We start from the raw sequence: 25,784 nt of genomic DNA, 5'->3' as shown, positions 1-25,784 counted from the left end.
GTTCAGTGCTCCGCGGCGAGGTGCGTGGCGGGGTTGAACGGCTCGAACACTGACGAGCCGATCATGAAGATGCCTCGCTGCGGGATCCAGAAGTCCCCGAGCCTGTCCTGGACGGGCAGTGCTGAAGACTGCCCCAGGTTATGCCCCTGCAGGTGCGCTTCGCTTTCGCGGACAAACCACATGTGCCGCGGGCGCGCCMCAAAGGTCTGGCCGTTAGGCACCTTGCCCGTCAGCCCGATGTGCCCGGCCCMGAGCACCGGGCCGGCGACAKCCCCCATGGCGCGCAGGAACGTCCGGTTGCGCCACAGTTGCTCCGGGACCGACCCGGCCACCGCCGACATGAGCCGGGTGATGGGCGTTGCAGCCAGGGTCACGTCCCAGCTCAGGTCCACCTCGTCTCCGACTTCCACGCAGAAAGAGTAGTCGTCACGCCACCGGATGGAGATCCCGCCCGTCGACGCCGATCCGAGGGCGCTGCCGAAGTAGCGGGGGCATGAGGACCCGGGGTTGGTGGTGCTGTGCATCGTCCAGACGCCGGCAGGATCGCGGATCCAGACCGAGTTGTAGCCCGGGCCGACGGAGGAGGCAGGAAAATGCCGCAGGGCCAGGATGTAGCCGGAGCTGAAAGGAACGCCCATCACGCCGTAGCCGGCAAACCGTTCTTCAGGGCCGGAGGGCAGCCCGGGGTTCTGTTCCGCGGACTCAACAACGGTGCGAGGACTTTGCATGGCTACGGCCTCCGTTTTGCTACATGTGAACGTGGAGCCGGCGCGCCGCTTCGGAGATGGAGCCGCTCAGCGACGGGTACACGGTGAAGGTGCTGGCGACGTCGTCGACGTGCAGTTTCTGGGTGACCGCAAGGGAGATCGCGAAGATGAGCTCCGAGGCGTTCGGGCCTACGACGACCCCGCCGATCACGGTGCCGGAGCCCTTGCGGGCGAAGATCTTGACGAAGCCGTCGCGGTGGTTGCGCATCTTGGCGCGGGCGTTGCTGCRCAGGGACAGCTTGATGACGTCGGCCTGGTACTTGCCGGAGTCGATMTCGGCCTCGGAGACGCCCACGTTCGCGATCTCGGGCGAGGTGAAAATGTTKGACGCCACYTGGTGCAGCTTGAGCGGCATGACGCTGTCGCCCAGGAAGTGCGCGATCGCGATGCGTCCCTGCATGGCGGCCACCGACGCCAGCGCGAGGACGCCGGTGCAGTCACCGGCGGCGTAGATGTTCGGCGCCGTGGTGCGCGAGACGCCGTCGACCTTGATGTGGCCGCTCTCGGTGAGCGCGACGCCGGCTTCCTCGAGGCCGATGCCGGCCGTGTTCGGGATGGAGCCGACGCAGACGAGGCAATGGCTGCCGGTCACTTTCGAGCCGTCACCGAGGGTGACCACGACGCCGTCGTCCGTGCGTTCGACGGTCTCGGCGCGGGCGCGGGAGAGCACCTTGAGGCCGCGGCGTTCGAAGACGCCCTCAAGCACCTCGGCGGCGTCGGTGTCCGAGCCCGGCAGCACCCGGTCGCGGCTGGAAATCAGGGTGACCTTGGAGCCCAGACCGTTGTAGGCCGAGGCAAACTCCGCGCCCGTCACGCCCGAACCCACCACGATGAGTTCTTCGGGGAGTTCGTCCATGTTGTAGATCTGGGCCCAGTTCAGGATGCGCTCACCGTCCGGACGGGCGGTGGGCAGCTCGCGCGGGTGGGCTCCGACCGCGAGCAGGATGGTGTCGGCTTCCACCGTTTCGGTGCCGTCGGCGGTCAGGACCTCGATGGTGTGGTTGTCCAGCAGCCGGCCGGAACCGATCAGGATGCGGACGTTCTGGTGTTCCAGCCCGGACTGGATGTCCTCCGACTGCTTCCGGGCCAGCCGCAGCAGGCGGTCGTTGATGTGCTTGAGGTCAGCGCGCATGGTCGGGCTGCAGTCGCCGCCGTCGAGGTCGAACTTAACGCCGAGCTCGCCGGCCTCGCCGACGCGGGTMATCAGGTCCGCCGTCGCAATGAGGGTCTTGGAAGGAACGACGTCGGTCAGCACCGCGGATCCGCCGAGTCCCGCACGTTCGATGATGGTGACCTGCGCCCCCAGCGAGGCGGCGACCATGGCGGCTTCGTAGCCGCCAGGCCCTCCGCCGAGAATTGCAATACGGGGTGAGCTGAAGTCAGGATGCGTAGTCACAATCAACCATTGTCCACCATCCGAACCGGAGCCACCAAGAATCCGGACGCCGCGGGTGCGGCCGCCCGCTATGCCGCCCGTGCGGCGCGGGTGCTGGGCAGCGGGCCCGGCACGCGATAGCTTGTACCAGTGAGCTATACAGAATTCCTGAACGCGGACCCCTTCGACGCCGCGCGAGACGCCGCCGCCTACATCGCCGAAGAGACGGGTGTCGATTCCCATGACGTCGCGCTGGTCCTCGGATCGGGCTGGGGCGACGCCGCCGAACTGATCGGCGAGACCACCGCCACCCTGTCCGCCAGCGAAATCCCGGGTTTCACCGCACCGTCGGTGGAGGGGCACGTGGGCACCATCCGCTCCGTGCTGACCAAGGAGGGCAAGCGGGCGCTGGTCCTGGGCGCGCGGACGCACTACTACGAGGGCAAGGGCGTCCGTTCCGTGGTTCACGGCGTGCGCACCGCCGCGGCCGCCGGCTGCAAGACCCTGGTGCTCACCAACGGCTGCGGCGGCCTGAACGAGGACTGGGCGCCCGGCACACCCGTGCTGATCAGCGACCACATCAACCTCACCGCCACCTMACCGCTGGAAKGCGCCACGTTCGTGGACCTGACGGACCTGTACTCGTCCCGGATCCGCGGCCTGGCACGCGAGGTTGACCCCTCACTGGAAGAGGGCGTGTACGCACAGTTCACGGGACCGMACTACGAAACCCCCGCCGAGGTGCAGTACGCCAAGCGGATCGGCGCGTCCCTGGTCGGCATGTCCACAGCGCTCGAGGCCATTGCCGGCCGTCACGCGGGCATGGAGGTCTTCGGGATCTCGCTCGTGACCAACCTCGCCGCCGGGATCAGCCCCGTGCCCCTGAGCCACGAGGAAGTCCTTGAGGCCGGCCAGGCCGCCGGACCGCGCATTTCGAAGCTGCTCGCGGGGATCATCGCCAAACTCTGATCAGTGTGGTGAGGGTTCCCGGCAGCTTCTTAACCGCCTGCCGAGGCTACTCCGCCGCCAGGTAGTCCAGGACCTTCACCTTGTCCGCCGGGAAACGGCGCTCCATCGAGTCCGCTATCCCGGCGATGCTCTGCCGCGCCAGCGCCTGCCGCCAGGCGAGTTCGGCCTGGCGCATGGTCTGGGAAATGAGGCACGTCCGCGCGAAGTTCTCCTGCAGGACCGGCTCAGGGACGTTCCCMAGGATCGCTTCACACCGGAAAGCCGGATCGGCGCCCTCCAGGGCCAGGACGATGTCCAGCACGGTGATGTTTTCCGGCCGGCGGGCCAGCAGGAATCCGCCGCGCGGGCCGGAGACCGAATCCAGCACCCCGGCCCGGACCAGCGACTGGAACTGCTTGTTCAGGTAGGCGGCGGGGAGCTTATAGAACTCGGMGAGGCGTGCACTGTTCACGGGCTCGCCCGGCGGTGTCCATGCCATGTTGACGCAACTGTGCACCGCCCACTCCACTCCACGGCCCATCTTCATATTCCAGACGTTACGTGTCCGGAAATTTGGGTGTCAAGGGCCGTTGCAAGCGCGCCCGGGMCGGGCGGACCCKGCCGTCCTGCCTGCTCTCCGCGCCGGGCGTGATGCAACTGAAACCCCRACTCCCGATTGTCAGGGAAGGAAACGCACACGATTGGCGATAGTTTGGTTCCTATGACGTCTTCTGATGCCGAACTCGCCCGACTCCTGAGCGATGCCCGCGACTGGGCCGACCAGGACCCGGACCCCGCCACTGCCGCCGCCCTGACCGAGCTGATCCGCCTCGCCGACGAGGGCGTCGCGGCGGCCGGTCAGGAACTGGCCGACAGCTTCAGCGGCACTCTGCAGTTTGGCACCGCCGGACTCCGGGCGGCCCTTGGCCCCGGCCCGAACCGGATGAACCGTATGGTGGTGCGCCGCGCCGCGGCGGGCTTCACCGCTTTCCTCACCGGCGCCGTCGGGCAGGCCTCCCCCGGCACCCGGCCGCGCGCCGTCGTCGGCTTCGACKCCCGCTACAACTCTGATATTTTCGCCGAAGAAACCGCCGCGATCCTCACCGCTGCCGGAGTCGAGACGTTCCTCATGCCGGCCGCCCTGCCCACCCCGCTGCTCGCCTACGCGGTGCGGGCGCTGGACTGCGACGGCGGCGTCATGGTCACCGCCAGCCACAACCCGCCGCAGGACAACGGGTACAAGGTGTATCTGGGCCGTCACGCGGTCGAGGACAGCGGCCGCGGCGCTCAGATCGTGGCGCCCTACGATGCCCTGATTGCGGCGAAGATCGACGCCGTCGGCGCCCTGGATCCCATCGCCCTTGCCGCGGACGGCTGGACCGTGCTGGAGCCTTCCATAGCCGCCGACTACGAGGCCGCCGTCGCGGCCCTTGCGGCCCCGGAGCACTTCCCGGCCCGCGGGCTGAAGATCGTCCTGACCCCCATGCACGGCGTGGGCGGGGAAACGGCGGTGGCCGTGCTGAACGCCGCCGGCTTCACCGACGTCACGCTCGTCACGGAACAGGCGCAGCCGGACCCGGACTTCCCCACGGTGAACTTCCCCAACCCGGAAGAGCCCGGAGCCCTCGACCTGGCTTTGGAGACGGCGGCGCGCGTGGACGCGGACATCGTGATCGCCAACGACCCCGACGCCGACCGGGCGGCTGTGGCGGCGAAGGACCCGGCCACCGGAGCCTGGCGCATGTTACGCGGCGATGAGGTCGGCGCCCTGTTGGGTGCCCATGTCGTGGCGCGGCAAGCCGCCGCCGGCGTGGCACCGGCCGGGGTGTTCGCCAACTCGATCGTGTCCTCCCGGCTGCTGGCGCGGATCGCGGCCGCGGCAGGCTACGCCCACGAGGAAACCCTGACCGGCTTCAAGTGGATCGCCCGCGTCCCCGGGCTGGTCTACGGCTACGAGGAAGCCCTGGGCTACTGCGTTGCCCCGTCGCTGGTGCGCGACAAGGACGGAATTTCGGCCGCCGTGCTGATCGCCGAACTCGCGGCGGCGGCAAAGGCCGGGGGCAAGACCATCTTCGATACCCTGGACGAGCTCTATCTGGTGCACGGGCTCCACGCGAGCGACCAGCTGAGCATCCGCGTAGCGGACCTTGGCCTGCTGGACGCCATGATGAACCGGCTGCGCGTCAGCCCGCCGGAATCATTCGGCGGCTCAGGCGTCGAGTCCGTCACGGACCTGGCCTCGGGCAGCGAGCACCTGCCGCCCACCGAGGGCCTGCTGTACCTGACCAAGGACCTCAGCCGCGTCATCATCCGGCCCAGCGGCACGGAACCGAAGCTCAAGTGCTACCTCGAAGTCATCCGCAGCGTCGACTCGGCCGCCGAACTGCCGGCGGCGCGGAACGAGGCTCGCGCCGCGCTGGACAGCGTCCTGGCGGACGTCCGCGAGGCGCTGGGCCTCTAGAGCTCTGGGCCTCTAAAGCTCAACCTCAATGTACCCGCCCACAATCCGGGTACCGAAGGTTGCGATGCGCAGTTCCGGGCTGCCGAGGCACTCGCCCGTAGCGAGGTCGTAGACCTCCTTGTGCAACGGCGAAGCCACCGTCGGGCGGTCCCCGCGTGACCCGGTGATGCCGCGTGCCATGACATTCGCCCCGGTGGCCGGATCCTCGTTGGCGACGGCGAAAACCTCACCGGACACGGTCCGGAACATTGCAACCTGGCGCCCGGAAATCAATGCGGCCTCGCCCCACGCGGGTTCCAGGTCCGCCACGGCGCATACCCGGTGCCAGCCGGCTACGGACACAACATCCTGCTCTGCGGTATGACCCTCACGGTCGTGTACTGCKGTTTCAAGTACGGCGGTCATCCCGGCCCCTCTCTTATACATCCCTTACGGGCTCAACCGMTGCTGCGGCMACATATTCAAGCTAGGCCCGCGGTGTTTCATCCGGGCGCGCCCGATGTGTCCAACGCGTAAAAGAGAGCTCACCCGGCCGGAAATCCATTCGTGATGCAGAAGTTAAGATCACGAAACATAAGGGAAACTGAAGCGAAATTCCCCCTGCCTAGTMTGGAACGACAAGCTGCAGAGCACCGTCTGCGGCTCATGCGAAAGGCCCACCGTGACCKGACACCCCTCAAGCCACCCGAACCAGGGCGCTGCCAGCGCCGCCCCGCGCCGTATTGTGGTGGCTGGCGGTGGCCCCGCGGCGCATCGTTTCGCCGATGCCATGCACGCCCGCGGACTCGACGGCTGGCACGTAACAGTCCTCACCGAGGAAGCCCACCTCCCCTACGACCGCGTCGCGCTGAGCAAGGCACTCACCGACAGCGACGTCGACCTCACCCTGGGCAGCGCCTCCATGTGGGACCACGCGGCCCTGAACCTGAAGACCGGCGAGCGCGTCATCAGCATTGACGCCGCCGGCAAGTCGGTCACCACCGCGGCGGGAACCGTCTACCCGTACGACGAGCTCGTCGTCGCGACCGGCTCGGACGCGGCCCGCCTGCCCATCCCGGGCTCCGCCCTCACCCACGTGTACCGCACTCTTGAGGACGTCTGGTCCATCAACAAGGCGATCGCGGACCTCACCGAGAAGTTCGGGCGCAAGGTCAAAGCGGTCACCATCGGCGGCGGTCTGCTGGGCCTCGAATCAGCGGCCGGCACCRAACAGCTCGGCGCCACCCCGATCGTCATCAACGGCTCCCCATGGCTCATGAACACCCAGCTGGACGAGGGCGCCGGGCAGGCGCTCGGCCGGCTCATCGAGGCCAAGGGCTTCACCGTCCACGRCGGCGTGTTCCCCTCCGAAGTCCTCTCCGACGACGGCCAGGTCACCGGGGTCCTCATGGCCGACGGCCGGATCATCGACGCCGACATCGTGATCGTCGCGATCGGCGTCAAGCCCCGCGACGAGCTGTTCCGCGCCGCTGAGGGCGAAGCGCAGCAGTTCCAGCTCGGCCAGCGCGGCGGCGTCGTCATCTCCGACGACTGCTCCACGGAAGTTCCAGGCATCTGGGCGATCGGCGAKGTCGCCAACTTCGGCGGCATGTGCCTGGGCCTCGTGGCCCCGGCCAACACGATGGCCGAAATCGTCGCGGACCGGCTGCACGGCGGCGACGCAACCTTCCCCGGCTTCGACACGGCCACCAAACTCAAGCTCTCCGGCGTCGACGTGGCGAGCTTCGGCGACGCCTTCGCCCGCACGGAACACTCCCTCGAAATCGTCTATGCCGACCCCGCCCGCGGCGTCTACCAGAAGATCGTCACGACGGACGACGCCAAGACCCTCCTCGGCGGCATCTTCGTCGGCGACGCCGCCCCTTATACGTCCCTGCGCCCCATGCTGGGACGCGAGCTGTCCGCCGAGCCGGGCGCCTACCTCACAGCGGCCGGCGGGGRCGAGGCCCCGGAGACCGAGCTGCCGGAMGATGCCATTCTGTGTTCCTGCAACAACGTGACGGCCGGAACCATMCGGGACACCGTCAACGGCTGCGGTGCCTGCGACGGTAACGCGCCCGTCCAGGAACTAGGCGAGCTGAAGGGCTGCACCCGCGCCGGAACGAGCTGCGGTTCCTGCGTGCCGATGCTCAAGAAGCTGCTGGAAAGCGAACTCACGAAGTCCGGCGTCGAGGTCTCGAAGGCACTGTGCGAGCACATMGAGCTGTCCCGCCAGGAACTCTTCGACGCCATCCGTGTCCTGGAACTGACCTCCTTCGAGGAGATCATGGCCAAGTACGGCACCGGCGCGGGCTGCGACATCTGCAAGCCGACCATCGCCAACATCCTGGCCAGCCAGAACAGCGCCTACGTCCTGGACGCGGGCCGCGGCACGCTGCAGGACACGAACGACCGTGCCCTGGCMAACATGCAGAAGGAYGGCACGTACTCGGTGGTCCCCCGCATCGCCGGCGGCGAGATCACCCCGAAGAAGCTCGGCGTGATCGCCGCGGTCGCCGACAAATACGGCCTGTACACCAAGATCACCGGCGGCCAGCGGATCGACATGTTCGGCGCCCGGCTGGAGCAGCTCCCGGAAATCTGGAAGGAACTGGTGGACGCCGGCTTCGAATCCGGCCAGGCCTACGGTAAGAGCCTGCGCACCGTGAAGTCGTGTGTCGGCGCCACCTGGTGCCGCTTCGGGGTCCAGGACTCGGTGGCCATGGCCATCCAGCTTGAACTGCGTTACCGGGGCCTCCGCAGCCCGCACAAGCTGAAGATGGGTGTCTCCGGCTGCGCCCGCGAATGTGCCGAGGCCCGGGGCAAGGATGTCGGCGTCATCGCGACCGCGGACGGCTGGAACCTGTATGTCGGCGGCAACGGCGGCGCCACCCCGGCACACGCCCAGCTGCTCGCCAAGGACCTCGACGACGAAACCCTGATCAAGTACATCGACCGCTACTTCATGTACTACATCCGCACCGCCGACCGCCTGCAGCGCACCGCKCGCTGGCAGGAAGAGCTCGACGGCGGCATCAAGCACGTGGAGGACGTGGTGGTGCACGACACCCTGGGCATCGCCGAAGACCTCGAGGCCGCCATGGCCAAGCACGTTGACACCTACGTCGACGAATGGGCCGACACCCTGAAGGACCCCGAGCGCCTGCGCCGCTTCCGCTCCTTCGTCAACGCCCCCGACCAGAAKGACGATTCCATCACCTTCGTCCCCGACGACCGCGGCCAGATGCGCCCCGCCACGGCAGAGGAGAAGGCGCAAGCCGAACAGCGACCAGTGCTGATCGGCGCGTCCATTCCGGTCCGTGCCACCACCCCGGGACAGCTTGATGAGAACGAGGTATAGCCATGCAGCTCAGCATTGATCTCACCGGACGCGAAGTCCTCGTCACCGGCTMCGAGCACGCCGCGCGCCAGGCCGTGCGGCGCTATGAAGCCGCCGGCGCCGTCGTGTACCGCCTCAGCACCCCGCAGGGTGCCGGCTACGACGGTCMGCTGCCGGAGCGCCCGTTCCTGGTGGCCGCGGTCGACGACGGCMAGCCCGGCTGGGAGACCCTCCTGKGCCGCTGCCGTGCCGCGGGCATTCCGGTCGCGGCCGAGCCGGCTGCCGGCCCKGCGGGACACGTCACGCTGGTGGGCGGCGGCCCCGGGACCGCCGAACTGCTGACCGTCKCCGCCGTGGCGGCGCTGCGCGATGCCGACGTCGTGTTCTACGACCGGCTCGCCCCCTACCAGGAGCTGCCGTCCCTGACGTCCGCGGACCTCGTGGACGTGGGCAAGAAACCCGGCCACCACAAGGTCAGCCAGGCCGACATCGAAAAGCTGATGGTGGAAAGCGCGCTGGCCGGCAACAATGTGGTCCGTCTCAAGGGCGGGGATCCCTATGTCTTCGGCCGCGGCGGCGAGGAAGTCGCCGCCTGCGTCGCTGCCAGTGTTCCGGTCCGCGTGGTCTCCGGGGTCACGAGCGCCATCTCGGTGCCGGCCGCCGCCGGCATCCCCGTCACCCACCGCGAAGTCAGCCATATGTTCACCGTGGTGTCGGGCCACGCCCCGCTGACCGAGAGCGAGCTCAAACACCTCGCCGGGCTCGGCGGCACCATTGTGGTCCTGATGGGMATCGGCACCCTGCACCACCTCGCCGCCGGGCTCCAGCGGGCCGGAATGCGGTCCGACATGCCGATGGCCGTCGTCGAGCGCGGCTACCGCCCCGGCCAGCGCACCACGATCGCCAAGCTGGGCACCATCACCTCCGCGGCCGCCGGCTGCAGCAACCCGGCCGTCCTGGTGATCGGTGAGGTCGTCCGGGTGGCCGAGGCCAACCGGGGCTGCGCCGAGGCCGCGGCAGAGCTCGACCGCCTGGCCGCATCACTGATGGAAGCGTAGGGATTCTCATGACCGCACTGAACGCCATCGCCGAGGACGGGTCCGAGAAGGACCTTCCGCTGGACGGCTTCCGGATCGGCGTCACCTCGCACCGCCGCTCCCAGGACCTCATCGAGGCCCTGGAGCGCCGCGGTGCCGAGGTGCTCCATGCCCCGGCGCTGAAGATCGCCCCAGTCCGCGAGGACCAGAGCCTGATCGAGGACACCCGGGCAATCATCGCCGCCCGGCCCGACCTCTGCATCGCCACCACCGCCTACGGCATGCGCCGMTGGTGCGAGGCGGCGGACACCTTCGGCATTGGCGAACAGCTGCTGGAAACCCTCTCCGCCACCCGCATGTTCGTCCGCGGACCCAAGGCACGCGGCGCCGTCCGTGCGGCCGGGCTCGCCGACGTCGGGATCAGCAGCGACGAAACCACCTCCACACTGGTGGACATGCTCCTTGCCGAGGGCGTGCGGGGCAAAACCGTCGCGGTACAGCTGCACGGCTACACCGACGTCCGCCAGCTCGAGCGCCTGCGCATGTCCGGCGCCACCGTCCTGACGGTCACCCCGTACCGCTGGGTCAAGCCCGACGGCGCCGACCGGCTGCCGAAGCTCATCGAGGCCKCGTGCAGCGGCAACCTGGATGTCCTGACCTTCACGAGCGCCCCCGCCGTGGATGCGATGTGGAGCACGGCGCACGAGATGGGCGTCTACAAGCAGCTCGTGGAGAGCCTGAAGACCACCGTGGCAACCGCCGTCGTCGGTCCCATCACCGCACAGCCGCTGATCGACGCCGGCCTGCAACCGCTGATCCCGGAACGGTTCCGGATGGGCGCCCTGATCCGGCTGGTGTGCGAGCACCTCGCCCTCAACCACGTCCGCCGGCTGGACACCGTCTCCGGCAGCGTGGAGCTGCGCGGCCGATCGCTGCGGATCAACGGCGAACCCGTCGACATGGCGCCCGCGCCCCTGCTGCTGCTGCGCGCGCTGATCGGCGCCGGCGGGGCCGTGCTGTCCCGCGAAGCGMTCTCGGAGCTGCTGGAACTGCGCGGCTCCGTGCACGCCCTCGACATGACCGTCAGCAGGCTGCGGTCGGCGCTGCCGGACACCCGTCTKGTCGAAACCGTGGTGAAGCGCGGCTACCGGATCCGGGTCTAATGCCGGCGGCGGAGGCGTCTCTGCGGAGGGCTCGCCGCCGGGGTGTGACGCACGGCATTACCGGCCGGTAAATACTGGCGAACGGACGGGGCAGAAGAGGCAACACCCGGGAAACACCCCGGAAAAGTCGGGCGCCTAGGCTGGGGCTCATCAAGCACACCGGCCACACGATGGCCACCCCAGCGAAAGGGCCAGCACATGTCCGCTCCGGCATTGTCTCCCACMTCCGGCACGTCTTCCTCGAAGGCAGCCGCTGCATCCACCGCCGCCTCTCCGACGACAGCCACCACGGCCGCCCGGCCCAGGATCGTCATCGCCGGTGCCGGTCCGGCCGCCATGGCCCTGGTCCGCCAGCTCAGCCGGACCCCGTTTGCCGGTGCCATCACGGTGCTCAGCAACCGCGATGACGCGCCGGAGGAACTGATGGAGCTCGCCGTCCTGCCGCAGGTGTCCGTCCGCTTCGGCCAGCCGGCMAGCTACATCGACGCCGGGAACCGCCTCGTGACCACCGCCGACGGCATGGAATTCAGCTACGACGAACTCGTCATCGCCACCGGGGCCGCCCCMGCCGAGGCCCCGGTGGAAGGCGCCGCCCGGTGCCTGAGCTACTCCACGATCGACGACGMGGCCCGGCTGGGCGAGGCCGTCAAGGACGTCACCCGGGTCCTGGGCCGGCGCCCCCTGGGCATCCTGGTCGGCACCGGCTCCGCCGCCGGCCAGGCCGAGGCCGTGCTCCGGTCCCGCGGCGTCCGTCCCGTCCGCACCACTGTCCGGCCCGCCGCCGTCGTTCCCACCCTCGCCGGGTCGGTCCTGCCGGCATCCGGCATCGTGTTCGAAGACGGTTCCAGCATGAACGGCGACCTCGTGATCCTCGCCGAGGAGCGCATCGCCCGGGACGAACTGGCCGCCACGGCAGGACTCGCCACCGCACCCGGCGGCGGCATTGTCATCGGCCAGGACTTCCGCACCTCCGTGCCCGGCATCTGGGCAATCGGGGACGCTGCGGTGTACGACGGCGTCCGGCTGGGACTGCTCGTGGCGTCCGGTTCCGCCGCGTCGGTGTGCGCTTCCCAGCTGCTGCAGGCCACCATGGGAAGCCCGCTCGCCGCGGCTGCCTGATCGTAAGGGGCCTGCCCTGCGGGCACCTCCGCCGGGCCGGTCCTATGGCAAGATGGTCACCTGATAAGCCGCGAACCATGCGGCGCCGACAGGGCCCACAGGYCCACAAGGCCCGGGTAAAGGACCACCGCGTCCCAGGCCCGCCAGGAAAGGGACCACCATGAGCCACGAAGCCGCCGCCGAGGGCACGCCCGGCATTGCCTCCTACATCGACCACACCCTGCTCAAGCCGGAGGCCAGCGAGGCCGAGATCCTCAAGGTCTGCGCCGAGGCGGCCGAGTACCATTTCAAGTCGGTCTGCGTGAACCCGGTGTGGGTCAAGACGGTCAAGACCGCGCTCAAAGGTTCCGGCGTGCTGACGTGCTCCGTGGTMGGTTTCCCGCTGGGCGCCACCCCGAGCGACGTCAAGGCGTTCGAGGCCCGCGGCGCCGTCCTGGACGGTGCCGAAGAAGTGGACATGGTCATCAACATCGCCGCGGCCCGCGCCAATGACAAGGGCGCGCTGGTGGATGACATCGCCGCCGTCGCGGAGGCCGTCCACGAGGGCGGCGCCATCCTGAAGGTCATCATCGAAACGGCGCTGCTGAGCGATGAGCAGAAGGTGCTCGCCTGCGAGGCTGCGGTTGCGGCCGGGGCGGACTTCGTGAAAACCTCCACCGGTTTCAACGGCGGCGGGGCCACGGCCGGGGACGTCGCCCTTATGCGCCGCACCGTGGGCCCGGACCTTGGTGTCAAGGCCTCCGGCGGCGTGCGATCCCTGGCTGATGCACAGGCTATGATTGCTGCAGGTGCAACACGTATTGGCGCCAGCTCCGGCATCGCGATCGTCACGGGTKAACAGGGTTCATCCGCGTACTGATCCGCGCCGGCAGTGCCCACAGTTTTGAGCCCCCAGGKGCCGAGKAGGAACGAATGTCCAGCAACAACACCGAGTCCCGGCGGGTCGAGAACAGCCTCGGATCCAGCATCGCCTTGTTCGTGCCGATGATGRTCCTGTTCTTGGGGGCGATTTACTCGCTGACCTTCCTCACTCTGGACAACCCCTGGCCGATGGCCGTCTGCCTGGTCCTCTTCGCCCTGGCCTTCTGGATCCCGCAGACGCTGCTGGGCCGCTCGGATTCGGCGGGCGAAAACTAGGCTTTGCCGATCCTTAAATGACTGAAGCTCCGGATGTCCGGAGCTTCAGTCATTTAACTTCAGTCATTTAAGCTGCTTGCACCAGCGCGAACAGGCCTTTGACCAGTCCGGTGCCCAGCGCCAGGGCCGCGGGGAAGTGCGCCTTGGCCACGGCCAGTCCCGCACCGAACATGCCCACCATCGCGTAGCCGCTCACCKGGATCAGGACCAGCCATTCCCTTCGCGAGCCCGCCCGGCCCAGCAGCGGGATGGAGAACGACCCGTTGGCTTTCCAGACGTTCTTGAGCAGCGGCAGTTTCCGCAGCACCTTCGGCGGCTTGATCACCAKCGGCCAGAGCAGCGGCACTCCGCCGGTGGTGATCATGTCCCCCACAATGTGCACCAGCACGCCCGTGAGCATCGAGACGGGCAGCCAGGTCCACTKGTGCGGCGCGAACCACGTCACCAGGCCCGCCATGACCAGCGCGAAGACCCAGTTGCTGATCYAGCCGTACTTGGGAAAGAGCTTCAGGGCCTTCGCGGCGATGTTGATCATGAACATGCACAGCAGCCCGGCCCCGACGGACAGCAGCCCCCACCGAGTCTGCACCTGCAACTGCCCGGCGATCGTGGCCAGCAGCACGAAGAACGCCGCGCCCAGTACCGAATGCGTGCCCTGCCGGTGGCCGCCGCTGACGTTCTCGATGCCGCGCGCCACCAGGTTGGACAGCGGMGGCAGGGCGTGCGCCACGGTGCTGGCACGGTGGTCCCAGTCGCAGACCAGCGCGGTCCCCGCCGTCKCCATGGCGCCGATCACGATCCCGGTGGGGTCCAGTGGGTACCAGCCCAGGGCGTAKGGGCCGGTCGAGGCAATAGCTACCCATGCCGCGGCTCCCGACGCGGCGTGGTGTCCTCCCATMATTCTTTATTTCACCGCCAGCGGGACGTCGGTGAAAATGTTGCGGATAACACCGTTGGCCCATTCGAGGATTTCKGCGTCCTGCAGGTCCCGGCCGCCGATCCTCGCGGTCTTGGGCTTGGGGATGAGCACGGCGTCCAGGGCAKGCTTCGCCTGCGCGCCCGGGTACATCCGGGTGAGCCGCATGAGCTTGGACTCCGGCAGCTGGGCCGGGGAGAACTTGATGAAGTTACCCTGGAGCGCGACGTCGGACAGTCCGGCTTCGCKGGCGCCCACCCGGAAGCGGGCGACGTCGATCAGGTTCTTCGCCGGCAGCGGCAGTTCGCCGTAGCGGTCCACGAGCTCGGCGAGGACCTCGTCGATCGCCTCGTACGTGATGGCGCCGGCGAGTTTGCGGTATGCCTCCAGGCGCAGCCGTTCGCCGGGCACGTAATCGTGCGGCAGGTGCGCGTTGACGGGCAGTTCGATCTTCATCTCGGCGGCCTTCTCTTCGGCCTCGCCCCGGTATTCGGCCACGGCCTCCCCMACGAGCCGGATGTACAGATCGAATCCGACGCCCTGGATGTGGCCGGACTGTTCGCCGCCGAGCAGGTTGCCGGCGCCGCGRATTTCGAGGTCCTTCATGGCCAGCTGCATGCCGGCGCCGAGCTCGTTGTGGGTTGCGACGGCCTTGAGCCGCTCCAGCGCCACCTCGCCCAGGGGTTTCTCCGAGGGGTACAGGAAATAGGCGTACGCCCGTTCGCGGCMGCGGCCCACGCGCCCGCGCAGCTGGTGCAGCTGCGAGAGCCCGTACTTGTCCGCGCCGTCGACAATCAGAGTGTTGGCGTTGGAGATGTCCAGTCCGGTTTCGATGATGGTGGTGCAGACCAGGACGTCGAAGCGCTTCTCCCAGAAGTCCACGATGATCTGTTCGAGCCTGCTCTCGGACATCTTGCCGTGGGCTACCTCCACCCGGGCTTCCGGGACCAGCTCGCGGATCTTGGCTGCGGTGCTGTCGATCGTGGAGACCCGGTTGTGGACGAAGAACACCTGCCCTTCGCGCATGAGTTCCCGGCGGATGGCGGCGGAGGTCTKCTTGTCCGTGTAGGGCCCCACGTAGGTCAGCACGGGGTGGCGCTCCTCCGGCGGTGTGGCGAGGGTGGACGTTTCGCGGATGCCGGTCAGGGACATCTCCAGGGTCCGCGGAATCGGGGTGGCACTCATGGCCAGGACGTCGACGTTGGTGCGCATCTTCTTCAGCGCCTCCTTGTGTTCGAYGCCGAAGCGCTGTTCCTCGTCCACGATCACCAGGCCCAGGTCCTTGAAGGCGAAATCCTTGGACAGCAGCCGGTGCGTGCCGATGACGACATCCACCGCACCGGATTTKACCCCTTCGGCGGTCTCCTTGGCTTCTTTCGAGCCCTGGAAGCGGGAGAGCGGCTTGACCCGGAGCGGGAACCCGGAGAACCGCTCGGTGAAGGTCTCGTAATGCTGCTGGGCCAGCAGCGTGGTGGGCACCAGCACCGCCACCTGCTTGCCGTCCTGGACCGCCTTGAACGCGGCCYGCACGGCGATCTCGGTCTTGCCGTAGCCGACGTCGCCGGAGATCAGCCGGTCCATGGGAATCTCGCGTTCCATGTCGGCCTTGACCTCATTGATGGTGGTCAGCTGGTCCGGGGTTTCCACGTACGGGAAGGCTTCCTCCAGTTCGCGCTGCCACGGGGTGTCCGGGGCGAACGCGTGTCCGCGCGAGGCCATCCGGGCCGAGTACAGCCGGATGAGCTCGCCGGCGATTTCCTTGACGGCCTTGCGGGCCTTGGACTTGGTGCTCGCCCAGTCCGCGCCGCCCATCTTGCTCAGTGCGGGGGCGTCCCCGCCGACGTAGCGGGTGACCTGGTCCAGCTGGTCGGTGGGAACGAAGAGCCGGTCGCCGGGGGCGCCGMGCTTGGAGGGGGCGTATTCGAGGACCAGGTATTCGCGCACGCCGTCGCCTCCCCCTGCGACCTTGCGCTGGATCAGCTCCACGAACCGGCCGATGCCGTGCTGTTCATGCACCACGAAGTCCCCGGCCACGAGCTGCAGCGGGTCCACGGCGTTCCGCCGCTTGGAGGGCATCCGCCGCATGTCCTTCGTGGACCCGGCGGACGTCCGGCMCAGCAGGTCCGCCTCGGTCAGCAGCGCCACCTTCAGCGGGTCCAGGACAAAGCCGCGTCCGACGGCGGCGGTGGTCACCTCGATCAGGCCGGCCTGCGGCTCGTCGTCGAGCCTGTCCACCCGGGCGCACGGGATGTTGTTGTCGTGGAAGAGTTCGGCGAGCCGCTGGGCAGGGCCCGGGCCCTCGGTGACCACCACGATCCGCCACTGGTCCCGGACGCKGGAGCCGATGAAGTCCATCATTTCGGCCACGTCGCCCTGGTAGCCGCGGGGTTCGCGGGCATGCAGGTTCAGGACATCGACGTCGGGCAGCAGGTCCTCGTCCGTAGCCAGGGAAGTGATGGACCACCACGAGACACCGTGGGCCAGGGCCGCGGTGCGGGTATCGGTCAGCGACCGGAAGCTGGCCGAATGCAGGGCCTCGGAGGCCGCGGAGCTGAGGTCCAGGGGTGCCGTCCCGCCGTCGGAGGCCGTGGACCAGGCCGCCTCGAGGAATTCCTCGTTCGTGGCGGCGAGGTCGTGGGCCCGMGTGCGGACCTTTTSCGGTTCGATCACGACGGCGACGGAGCCGGACGGGAGCTGGTCCAGGAACGGAACCATGGCGTCCACCAGCACCGGCGCCAGCGACTCCATGCCCTCGACCGCGATGCCGCCGGCGATCTTTTCCAGCATGTCCGCCGCGGCCGGCAGCTGGGACTTCAGCGTCGCCGCGCGGGACATGACCGAGGGCGTGATGAGGATTTCGCGGCAGGGCGGGGCGTGGAGCTCGGTGGGATGGTGGACGCCCGGCGCGGAGAGGGAGCGCTGGTCAGCGACGGCGAACCAGCGCATCTGTTCGACTTCGTCGCCGAAGAACTCGACCCGGATCGGGTGGTCTTCGGTGGGCGGGAAGACGTCCAGCATGCCGCCGCGCACCKCGAATTCGCCTCGGCGGGTGACCATGTCCACCCGGGCGTAGGCGGCTGCCGCGAGGCTCTTCACGACGTCGCCGAACGGGGCCTCCTGGCCGGTGGTCAAGGTGACKGGGACCAGTTCGCCCAGGCCTGCCACGATCGGCTKGACCACGGCCCGGACCGGGGCGACGACGACGCGCAGCGCGCCGGCACCGGCCGTTTCGGGGTGGGCCAGGCGGCGGAGCACGGACAGCCGGCGGCCCACCGTGTCCGAGCGCGGCGAGAGCCGCTCGTGCGGGAGGGTTTCCCAGCTGGGGAACTCGGCGACGGCGTCGGCCGGCAGGTAGGCACGCAGTGCCTCCGTCAGGTCCTCGGCCTCCCGGCCGGTGGCCGTGACGGCCAGGACGACCGGGGCCGGCCCGGCACCTGCGTCCGGACCCGCCGCGATACCGTCGGCCATTTCCGCGAGCAGCGTCGCCCGGAGGCCGGCCGGGGCGCTGATCTGGTAGTCCTCGCTGCGGCCGGCGAATCCGCGGGAGGCCTCGGCCCGGACGCGGGCGTAGGTGCGGTCCTCGGCGAGGACGCGGCGCAGGCCGGTGAGAGAGGGGCCGTTGAGGCTCATAGCTGTTGCTCCTGAGGTGATCACGGAAATGCAGGCAACACGAATAGCCGAAATTCGCAAGAATCCCGGGTCTTCCAAGCCTACCGCGGAGCCCGGGGGCGGCCGCACCCGGGCTCCGCGAGCTGGGCCCGTCCCGCCGGCGCTCCCCGGTCCTTGGAAGGCCCCATCGGATGTTCACATGGGGCTAGGCTGGCGAAAGGGACGGGCGGCGGCCATCCGCCGCTGCCCCCGCTCCGAATGGCTTGGTAGGCCACCGGCCAACCTGCTGGATGAGAAGGAGTCACCATKAACAAGTCCGTGCTCGTCACCGGGGCCACCGGCTACATCGGMGGCCGCCTGGTCCCCCGGCTTCTGGAAGCGGGGCACCGRGTCAAAGTCCTGGTCCGGACACCGGCCAAAATCGCCGGCGTGCCGTGGCTGGACGACGTCGAGGTAGTCCAAAGCAGCCTCGACGACGGCGAGGCACTGCGGGCCGCGCTCGACGGCGTCGACGTCTTGTACTATCTGGTCCATTCGATGGCGGCCGGTGCCGGCTTTGAGGCCAAGGAACAGGCGATGGCCGCGACGGCGGCCCGGGCGGCGGCCGCAGCCGGTGTGGACCGGATTGTGTACCTTGGCGGGCTGCACCCGGCCGGCGCCGAGCTGTCCACCCACATGCGTTCCCGTGAGGCGGTGGGGAAAGTCTTCCTGGACAGCCCGGTGGACGCGGTGGTCTTCCAGGCCGGCGTCGTCATCGGATCCGGCTCGGCGTCGTTTGAAATGATCCGGCACCTGTCCGAGACCCTTCCGCTGATGCCCGCACCGAGCTGGGTGCGCAACAAGATCGAGGCGATCGCCGTCCGGGACGTGCTGTACTACCTCGTGGCCGCGGCGTCGCTGGAAGGACCCATCAACCGGACGTTCKACATCGGCTGCCGCCAGGTGCTCAGCTACGCGGGCATGATGAAGGAGTACGCCGCCGAAGCCGGCCTGCCGCACCGGGTGGTGCTGGCGCTGCCGGTGCCGGCGCCCAAGCTGGCCGGCATGTGGGTGGCCCTGACCACCCCGATTCCGCTTTCCATGTCCCTGCCGCTCGTCGAATCGCTCCAGCACGATGCCGTCGCCCGGGAGCACGACGTCGATGCCTACATCCCGGTGCCGGAGGGCGGCCTGACCCCCTACCGCAAGGCGGTCGCCCTCGCGCTGGGCAAGGAGCGCGACGGCCAGGTGGAGACCACGTGGGCCAGCGCCGGCGTCGACGCCGATCCCCTGCCGAGCGACCCGGAATGGTCCGGCCACACGGTGTACCTGGACGAGCGCAGCTTCCACAGCGAGGTCGACCCCAGGCACGTGTGGACTGTCATTGAAGGCATCGGCGGCCGGAACGGCTGGTATTCGCTGCCGCTGGCCTGGCAGGTGCGCGGCTGGCTGGACAAGCTCACCGGCGGGGCCGGGCTGCTGCGCGGCCGCCGGCACCCGCATCTGCTGGCGGAGGGCGAAGTGGTGGACTGGTGGCGGGTCGAGCGGATCGACCGCGGCCGGCTTCTGCGGCTGCGGGCCGAAATGCGGGCCCCGGGCCGGGCCTGGCTCGAGCTCTCTGTGGAGCCGGAGGGTACCGGCAGCCGTTACCGCCAGCGCGCCATCTTCTTCCCCAAGGGTCTGAGCGGCCGCCTCTACTGGCTCGCCGTGCTGCCGTTCCACAGCGTCATTTTTCCCGCGATGTCGCGGAACATCACCGCCGCTGCCCGTGATCTGGAAAACCTCGAATCGGATCMTGCCAGCCACACCACGTAGGATGTTGGAGCCCGAAACGTCCACTTCCACACCACGGAGGACCCCCCAATGGCCCTGAGTGCATCCACTACCGTTCCGCACAGCGTCGACCGCGTTACCGCGGTTTTCGTCGATGAAGACTTCCTGCGCCACACGAGCGAGCTCGTCGGMGGCACCCTGGAATCCTTCGCCCTCGACGGAGATCCCGCCGGCGCGTTCAGCACCACAACCGTACGGACCATCMCCACCACCCGGATGCCGGACATCGCCCGGAAATTTGTCGGCGAAAGCCTGAAGGTKACACAGCTAGAAGCCTGGGAGGCCCCGGCCGCCGACGGTTCCCGGCACAGCAAGATCTCGCTGAAGGTCGCTGGCGCACCCCTGGATGTGAACGCTGTCCAGCGTCTCGTGTCCGACGGCGGCAGCACCCGGATCGAGCTCGAGGGCAACGTGACCTCCTCGGTGCCGTTCCTTGGCGGCAAGATCGCCGATGCCGCAGAACCGATGGTCGGCAAGGCCCTGAACCTGCAGTCCCAGCAGGCCCAGGCCTGGCTCGAGAGCCACTAGCACCATGCAGCTGCCCGCGTTCCTCGCCGTCGTCCTGATTGTCTCCGGCGTCTGGTCCCTGGTCGTCTGGCCGCAGTTCCTGCGGCGCGTCATGAAGGACCMGCGKGCCCGCGACGCCAACGGGAAGGCCACGCGCTTCCTGACCGTCCATGTGGTCCTCGTCAGCATCTCCATGGTGCTGGGGGCMGCGACGGCGGCGATCGGCATCGCCGGGCTGGTCAGCTAGCATTCGGCACGCCGGCGGTTGCCTCCGCCGGCGTGCCGAACGTCCTGCCCCGGTGACAAACGGGCGCTAGAATCAGCAAAAAGGTGGACCGCTGAAAGGGGACGCCGTTTGCTACCCCGCCGTGCGGCCGTCTGGGGACTGGGCGCCTACATTTTTGTCCTTGGCCTGATCGCCCTCTGGCCCGTGCCCGTGGACCGGGACGCGTCCGATTTTCTGATGAGCTCACTGCGGAAACTGCACCGGTGGGGCGTCCCGCCGTGGTTCGACTACGGCGTGGTGGAATTCACCTCAAACGTGATCCTGTTCGTTCCGCTGGGCGCCCTGGTCGCCCGGATCCTGGGCCAGCGGCTCTGGTGGGGCGGGGCTGCTGCCGGCTTCGTGCTCTCCGCGCTGATCGAGCTCTCCCAGCTCGCCTTCCTCCCGGCGCGCTTCCCCTCGGTCGCGGACGTCGCCGCGAACACCTTCGGCGCCATGGTCGGCGCCCTCCTGGCCCTCGTGTTCATGGCACGCCACGAACACGCCATGACACCCTGAGCTMAGGCCGCCAGCGCCTGGCCGAGGGCGTCTTCCGCGGCCACCCAGGAGAGCATGGCGCACTTGACGCGGGCGGCGTAGCGGGACACGCCCTCGAATGCGGCGGCGTCGCCCAGCAGCTCCGGGTCGGCCGCCACCTTGCCGCGCGATCGCAGCACTTCGCGGAAGCTGTCAATCACGGCGCGCAGCTCCTCGACCGTCATGCCCTCGGCAAGGTCCGTCAGCACGGAGGCCGAGGCCATCGAGATCGAGCAGCCATCCCCGTCCCAGCGCAGCTCACTGACTTTCCCGCCGTCCACGGACACCCGKACCGTGATCTCGTCGCCGCACGTCGGATTCAGCTGGTGGGACTGCCCGCTGCTGGCCCCGGCAGGTGCCTCCGCCGCGGCCAGGCCGCTTCCGTGACGGGCCTTGGAGTGTTCCAGGATGATCTGCTGGTAGAGCTGGTCAAGACTCATGGATGTCCGTCCTAGGCTTGGAAGTAGGCACGGACATCGGCGACCGCGTTGAGGAACGCGTCCACATCGTCCGTGGTGTTGTAAAGGTAGGTGCTGGCCCGGGTCGTGGCCGTCAGTCCGAGCCGGCGGTGCAGCGGCTGGGCGCAGTGGTGTCCCACCCGCACGGCAATGCCCCGGCTGTCCAGGAACTGGCCGACGTCGTGCGCGTGGACGCCCGCGACGTCGAACGCGGCAAGGCCAATCCGTTCCTCCCCCGCCGCGGGGCCCAGGACCCGGATTCCGGGGATGGAGCCCAGGCCCTGCACCAGCCGCTGCCCGAGTTCTGCCTCCCAGGCATGGATGCGGTCGATCCCGGTTTCGCTGAGATAGTTCACCGCCGCSGCGAGGGCGACGGCCTGCGAKATGCGCTGGGTGCCGGCCTCGAAGCGCTGCGGGCTCGGCAGGAAGCCCGCCCGTTCCATCGTGACGGTGGTGATCATGGAGCCGCCGGTCAGGAACGGCGGCATGGCGTTGAGCAGCTCCGAGCGGCCGTAGAGGGCCCCGATTCCGGTGGGCGCGAGCATCTTGTGACMGGAGAACACCGCGAAGTCGACGTCGAGCGCCTTGACGTCCAGGGGCAGGTGCGGCGCGGACTGGCACGCGTCGAGCACCACGAGCGCCCCCGCGGACCGGGCCAGGGCGACGAGGGCCGGCACGGGGTTGATGGTGCCCAGGACGTTGGAGGCGTGGGTGAATGCCAGGACACGGGTGCGGGGGCCGATGATGCCGGCGGCGGCCTCCAGGTCCAGGGCTCCGGCGTCGTCGATGGGGATGAACTTCAGGACGGCGCCGGTCCGGGCCGCCAGCTCCTGCCAGGGAATCAGKTTGGCGTGGTGTTCCATTTCCGTTACGACGAGTTCGTCGCCCGGGGCCAGCGCGAACCGGGCGGCGGCGGGAGCCGCGCCGGGCAGGGAGGCGTTCAGGAACGAGTAGGTGAGCAGATTCAGGCCCTCCGTGGCGTTGGAGGTCCAGATGAGTTCGTCCCACTCSGCTCCGATGAAGGCGGCCACGGTCTCCCGGGCGTTTTCGRACACCTCGGTGGCCTCGACGGCAAGATGGTGTGCCCCGCGGTGCACCGCAGAGTTCCGCTGCTCATAGAACTCCTGCTCGGCCTCGAGCACGCTGAGCGGGTTCTGCGAGGTGGCCCCGGAATCCAGGTAGACGAGCGGTTTGCCGTTGACGTGCTGCTGCAGGATCGGGAAGTCGTTGCGGATCCTCAGGACCTCGTCGTTTCCGAGCGCGGCGGCAGAGCGGCGGAGGTGGGCTGGGGTGGCAACCATGGCGGAGACTCCTGGATCGGCGTTCGCTGCGGCGCACCCCGGCCGGCCGGGCAGCCGGCCGCAGGAAATACGTCACACAGATTAAACCTAATTATCCCACGTTCCCGCAGCCCTCCTGCGCGGCCACCGCGCGGAGCCGCACGCCGCGGAACTCAACGGGAGGTCCGGCGTCGTAATTCTTCAGCAGCGTCAGCCACGCCCCGCCGTAGCGGGTGTCCCCGGAGGAGACGTCCCACCCGGAGGTTCCGCCGCCGTCCCGGCGGACGCCAACGCGCCACGGACCCACCGACACCACGAACTTCATCCACTCCCCGGACCGCGGCACCGGGGAGCCGGTTTCCGCCAGCCGGACCGGGGCCGCCGCCCCGGCGTCCTKCCGGTAGAGCGCCATGGTGCCGTCCGCGGCGACGTCCAGAGCGTAGCCGGGGACCTTCGGGGCCGACCCCGGACGGTTCGGCGCGTCGGTGTCCTGGCCAAAGGCCACGCCCGCCCCGGGTCCGGCCGCCGGGAGCCCGGACGGCCAGCGGAACTCGAACTCGAACTCCCAATCCGGGGAATCCACGGCCCCGGCCAGCGAGCCCAGCACGTAGCCGGACTTATCCGGGCCGGATATGCGGACGGCMCCGTCGGCAAAAACCGGCTGGTCATCCCAGACGGCGTCGGCGGCCCACGGCAGGTCGCCGGTTCCGCGGCGCCCGGCGGCGAAGCCGTCCTGCTGGAGCGGGCCGTCCTGGTGCAGGACATAGCGGACGTTGGCGCAAATGAACCCCCGGACGCCCAGGTCCCGGAGTCGGGCGTACTCACTGCGCCGATGCAGCTCCCAGGCGAGTACCGGTTTGCCGGAGGCGACCACCTGGCGKATCATCGCGTCCGGAACGGTGTAGTGGACTCCCAGCAGGTCTGTCCGCGGGATAAGCTCCGGCACCTTGCCCTGGTCCCGCGCGGTCATGTAGCCGAAGGTGGTGTAGCCCCGGGCCGCGGCGCGGGCGTGACCGGGCGAAGCGGAAGGCTGCTTCCACACCACGTGGTCCCGGGCCGCGGGGTAGCTCTCCAGGAGGGTCAGAATTTCGTCGGCGTTGGTCCCGGGCTTGTCCTCCAAAAAGATCACATGGCTGGCCGCGAAGGTGTCCAGGACGTCAGTGAGGAGCGCGATGGGCTCCAGCGGCGTGGCCGGTCCCAGCCAGGCCCGGGCGTCGTTGCGCAGCCGCTCCAGCGCGGCGTAGGGTGCCCGGGCTATGGTCAGGTCCGTGCCGGTCAGCCGCCGGGTGTTCAGGTCATGGTGGCAGACGAGCACACCGTCCAGGGTCGCGGACACCGAGACCTCGATCGCCTTCAGCCCGGCGGCCGCGGCTCCCTGGTAGGCCCGCATGGTGTGCTCCGGCCAGTTGTCCCCCGAGCCCCGGTGGGCGACGAAGAACGACGGCGACGCCAGCAGCGTGGCGAGCGTGAAGGGCCCTTTGTCCCCCGGCGCCGCGACTGCGCCCTCCGTGACGAAGTCCCCGGCCGCGGACGCCGCCGGCACGATCATCGGCCGCGGTCGGGCAGCGGCCCCAGCCGCCGGGCTTCCGGGGCAGCCCGCGCAGCCGGCCGCACCCAGTACGGTCCCGGCGGCGGCGAGGCCCAGGAACTGCCGCCGGCCGATCATGACGAGCCGGCGCCCGGCAGGTTCGCCGCGGCGAGGACCGGGGCCTTCACGGGGGCAGGCACGGGAGCCGTGCGTGCCCGGGCCTCATCGGTGGCGATGACCACCATGGCCAGCACGGTCCAGATCACGATGCCGGCGGCGGACCGCGTGGCCAGGGAGCTGTACGTTTGCGGAATCACCACCGCCATGATGCCGGCCAGCGCCAGACCCGGGTACCCGGTCCGCAGGCCGCGGAGCACCATAACGGCCATGGAACCGAAGTAGAGCAGGGCAAACAGGAGCCCGAAGTCGATGCCGTACATCAGGGTGGGGTTCTCGAAGCTCGATTTCAGCCCGGCCTGGGCTGCCAGCCGGAAGCTGGAACCGATCCCCTGGCCGGCCACGGCGAACTCGCTCCAGCGGCCCAGGAAGTACTCCACAGCAACGCCCCGCGCCTCGCCGGACCCGGTGTCGTTGGCAACCCGCGCCGCCACGCCGGCCACCAACGGGGACGCCATGATGGCCATGCCAGCTCCCGTCATCACCGTGAGCATGACCGTCTTGACCCAGACGGGCCGGCGGACAAAAAGCACCACCATCACGGTCCCCACAGCCAGCGCCACAAGTCCCACGCGGGACTGCGAAATCAGCACGGCGACTGCCATGAGTCCCAGCAGCCCGGCCTGCAGCCACTGACGTGTGAGGCCTGCCACCAGCGGAGCCGCAACCGCGATCACGAGGGACAGTGCGAGCGGCTGGTCCAGCGTCCCCATCCAGCGCCCGAAGTCCCTCGCGAACCAGTACTGGGTCTTGAACCCTGACTCGTAGAACAGGACCCGACCCGTCAGCCACTGCGCGACGGCGACGGCACACGCKAGCGCAACGAGTGCCAGGAGCACGGACCGCAGCATCACCACGAGTCCTCCGCCTCGCACGGCTTCGGAGAGCAGGAGCAGGAAGAACAGCACCGGCGCCCCGATCTGGTCCACCAGCACCACCATTCCACCCCCTGTGACTGAGGTGAACGTGGCCAGGAACGCCGCCGCCATGACCACGCCCAGAATCAGGAACAGGAGGAAATGCCGGCCCAGGACCACGCGGAGGCTGCCCGGGTCGTGAAACAGCCGGACGAGGAAAATCGAGAGCACCAGCCAGGTCGCGGCGTGGACGGACAGCGGGCCGGAGGACACTCCGGTGACCGTCGCGGACCCGATGGCCGGCACCAGCAGCCATAGGGCCAGCACCGCCGCCGTCGGCACCCTGACCTTCMTGCGGAAGAAGACCGCCGCCGCCAGGCATAGTCCGACCCAGGCCGCCAGCTGCATTCAGGCCACCCTGCCGGGCAGATCGACCGGGCCCGGAACCACGACGCCGTCCACGCTCACCGCCGGGCGGCGGAGTGCTTGACCGGTGCCGGTTCTGCGGGCACCGC

At 69.0% G+C, this 25,784-nt stretch carries 21 protein-coding genes and 1 pseudogene; 12 read left to right on the top strand and 10 right to left on the bottom strand.

Features of this window, described 5'->3' with window-relative positions; all coding sequences use genetic code 11:
- Positions 1-2: 2 nt before the first annotated feature.
- Positions 3-728 carry a hypothetical protein gene (locus AC1DBQ_RS01510; protein WP_476926805.1) on the bottom strand — a complete coding sequence of 242 codons (726 nt, stop codon included), beginning with the start codon at positions 726-728 and terminating at the stop codon, positions 3-5.
- A gap of 19 nt (positions 729-747) precedes the next feature.
- Positions 748-2,163 (bottom strand): NAD(P)H-quinone dehydrogenase, encoded by a 1,416-nt coding sequence (locus tag AC1DBQ_RS01505; protein WP_476926804.1) that lies wholly within the window; start codon positions 2,161-2,163, stop codon positions 748-750.
- A gap of 129 nt (positions 2,164-2,292) precedes the next feature.
- Here AC1DBQ_RS01505 and AC1DBQ_RS01500 point away from each other — a divergent pair, with 129 nt between their 5' ends.
- Positions 2,293-3,111 carry a purine-nucleoside phosphorylase gene (locus AC1DBQ_RS01500; protein WP_476926803.1) on the top strand — a complete coding sequence of 273 codons (819 nt, stop codon included), beginning with the start codon at positions 2,293-2,295 and terminating at the stop codon, positions 3,109-3,111.
- Between the two features lie 46 nt (positions 3,112-3,157).
- Here the strand turns inward: AC1DBQ_RS01500 and AC1DBQ_RS01495 are convergent, their stop codons facing one another.
- Entirely contained in the window at positions 3,158-3,631 is a 474-nt protein-coding gene (locus AC1DBQ_RS01495; RefSeq protein WP_476926846.1) for an RrF2 family transcriptional regulator, read from the bottom strand.
- A 180-nt stretch (positions 3,632-3,811) separates the two neighbouring features.
- On the opposite strand from AC1DBQ_RS01495, the gene AC1DBQ_RS01490 reads away from it, so the two are divergent.
- A complete protein-coding gene (locus tag AC1DBQ_RS01490) occupies positions 3,812-5,551 on the top strand; it encodes a phospho-sugar mutase (RefSeq protein ID WP_476926802.1) in 1,740 nt (579 codons plus the stop codon).
- 12 nt (positions 5,552-5,563) lie between these two features.
- Here the strand turns inward: AC1DBQ_RS01490 and nirD are convergent, their stop codons facing one another.
- A complete protein-coding gene (nirD, locus tag AC1DBQ_RS01485; RefSeq protein WP_476926801.1) occupies positions 5,564-5,956 on the bottom strand; it encodes a nitrite reductase small subunit NirD in 393 nt (130 codons plus the stop codon).
- A 256-nt stretch (positions 5,957-6,212) separates the two neighbouring features.
- Between nirD and nirB the strand changes: the two genes are divergently transcribed.
- The 6 genes from nirB to AC1DBQ_RS01455 all read left to right on the top strand — a co-directional run bounded on the left by nirB (position 6,213) and on the right by AC1DBQ_RS01455 (position 13,326).
- Entirely contained in the window at positions 6,213-8,891 is a 2,679-nt protein-coding gene (gene nirB / locus AC1DBQ_RS01480) for a nitrite reductase large subunit NirB (RefSeq protein ID WP_476926800.1), read from the top strand.
- 2 nt (positions 8,892-8,893) lie between these two features.
- A complete protein-coding gene (cobA, locus tag AC1DBQ_RS01475) occupies positions 8,894-9,928 on the top strand; it encodes a uroporphyrinogen-III C-methyltransferase (RefSeq protein ID WP_476926799.1) in 1,035 nt (344 codons plus the stop codon).
- Between the two features lie 8 nt (positions 9,929-9,936).
- Positions 9,937-11,070 carry a uroporphyrinogen-III synthase gene (locus AC1DBQ_RS01470; protein WP_476926798.1) on the top strand — a complete coding sequence of 378 codons (1,134 nt, stop codon included), beginning with the start codon at positions 9,937-9,939 and terminating at the stop codon, positions 11,068-11,070.
- 198 nt (positions 11,071-11,268) lie between these two features.
- Complete coding sequence (locus tag AC1DBQ_RS01465; protein ID WP_476926797.1) at positions 11,269-12,189, top strand: FAD-dependent oxidoreductase; 921 nt, start codon at positions 11,269-11,271, stop codon at positions 12,187-12,189.
- Positions 12,190-12,349: 160 nt separating this feature from the next.
- Positions 12,350-13,048: a deoxyribose-phosphate aldolase gene (gene deoC, locus AC1DBQ_RS01460; RefSeq protein ID WP_476926796.1), complete on the top strand. Its 699-nt coding sequence runs from the start codon at positions 12,350-12,352 to the stop codon at positions 13,046-13,048.
- A 53-nt stretch (positions 13,049-13,101) separates the two neighbouring features.
- Positions 13,102-13,326: a hypothetical protein gene (locus tag AC1DBQ_RS01455; RefSeq protein WP_476926795.1), complete on the top strand. Its 225-nt coding sequence runs from the start codon at positions 13,102-13,104 to the stop codon at positions 13,324-13,326.
- Positions 13,327-13,393: 67 nt separating this feature from the next.
- Here AC1DBQ_RS01455 and AC1DBQ_RS01450 read toward each other — a convergent pair whose 3' ends face one another.
- Complete coding sequence (locus AC1DBQ_RS01450) at positions 13,394-14,224, bottom strand: metal-dependent hydrolase (protein WP_476926794.1); 831 nt, start codon at positions 14,222-14,224, stop codon at positions 13,394-13,396.
- Positions 14,225-14,230: 6 nt separating this feature from the next.
- Positions 14,231-17,872, bottom strand: a complete 3,642-nt coding sequence (gene mfd, locus AC1DBQ_RS01445; protein WP_476926793.1) for a transcription-repair coupling factor — start codon at positions 17,870-17,872, stop codon at positions 14,231-14,233.
- Positions 17,873-18,157: 285 nt separating this feature from the next.
- Here mfd and AC1DBQ_RS01440 point away from each other — a divergent pair, with 285 nt between their 5' ends.
- The 4 genes from AC1DBQ_RS01440 (at position 18,158) to AC1DBQ_RS01425 (ending at position 20,951) form a co-directional block, all read left to right on the top strand.
- Positions 18,158-19,645, top strand: coding sequence for an SDR family oxidoreductase (locus AC1DBQ_RS01440; RefSeq protein ID WP_476926845.1), 1,488 nt, complete (start codon positions 18,158-18,160; stop codon positions 19,643-19,645).
- Between the two features lie 48 nt (positions 19,646-19,693).
- Positions 19,694-20,191 (top strand): DUF2505 domain-containing protein, encoded by a 498-nt coding sequence (locus AC1DBQ_RS01435; RefSeq protein ID WP_476926792.1) that lies wholly within the window; start codon positions 19,694-19,696, stop codon positions 20,189-20,191.
- A 4-nt stretch (positions 20,192-20,195) separates the two neighbouring features.
- Positions 20,196-20,417 (top strand): SCO4848 family membrane protein, encoded by a 222-nt coding sequence (locus tag AC1DBQ_RS01430; RefSeq protein WP_476926791.1) that lies wholly within the window; start codon positions 20,196-20,198, stop codon positions 20,415-20,417.
- Positions 20,418-20,600: 183 nt separating this feature from the next.
- Entirely contained in the window at positions 20,601-20,951 is a 351-nt protein-coding gene (locus tag AC1DBQ_RS01425; protein ID WP_476926844.1) for a VanZ family protein, read from the top strand.
- A gap of 14 nt (positions 20,952-20,965) precedes the next feature.
- Here the strand turns inward: AC1DBQ_RS01425 and sufU are convergent.
- The 4 genes and pseudogenes from sufU to AC1DBQ_RS01405 form a co-directional block, all read right to left on the bottom strand.
- Positions 20,966-21,409: pseudogene (gene sufU / locus AC1DBQ_RS01420) on the bottom strand (Fe-S cluster assembly sulfur transfer protein SufU); the annotation flags it as partial.
- Between the two features lie 11 nt (positions 21,410-21,420).
- Positions 21,421-22,728 carry a SufS family cysteine desulfurase gene (locus tag AC1DBQ_RS01415; protein ID WP_476926790.1) on the bottom strand — a complete coding sequence of 436 codons (1,308 nt, stop codon included), beginning with the start codon at positions 22,726-22,728 and terminating at the stop codon, positions 21,421-21,423.
- Positions 22,729-22,819: 91 nt separating this feature from the next.
- Positions 22,820-24,373: a glycerophosphodiester phosphodiesterase gene (locus AC1DBQ_RS01410; RefSeq protein WP_476926789.1), complete on the bottom strand. Its 1,554-nt coding sequence runs from the start codon at positions 24,371-24,373 to the stop codon at positions 22,820-22,822.
- The gene (locus tag AC1DBQ_RS01405) at positions 24,370-25,677 is read right to left on the bottom strand and encodes a hypothetical protein (RefSeq protein ID WP_476926788.1); all 1,308 of its coding nucleotides are present in this window, start codon (positions 25,675-25,677) and stop codon (positions 24,370-24,372) included. The genes AC1DBQ_RS01410 and AC1DBQ_RS01405 overlap by 4 nt, the downstream gene beginning before the upstream one ends.
- Positions 25,678-25,784 lie beyond the last annotated feature (107 nt).

The sequence above is a fragment of the Arthrobacter sp. 10T413_2 genome, from assembly GCF_056394205.1.
The sequence above is the reverse complement of the archived record's forward strand: the minus strand, read 5'-3'. Positions and strand labels throughout refer to the sequence as shown.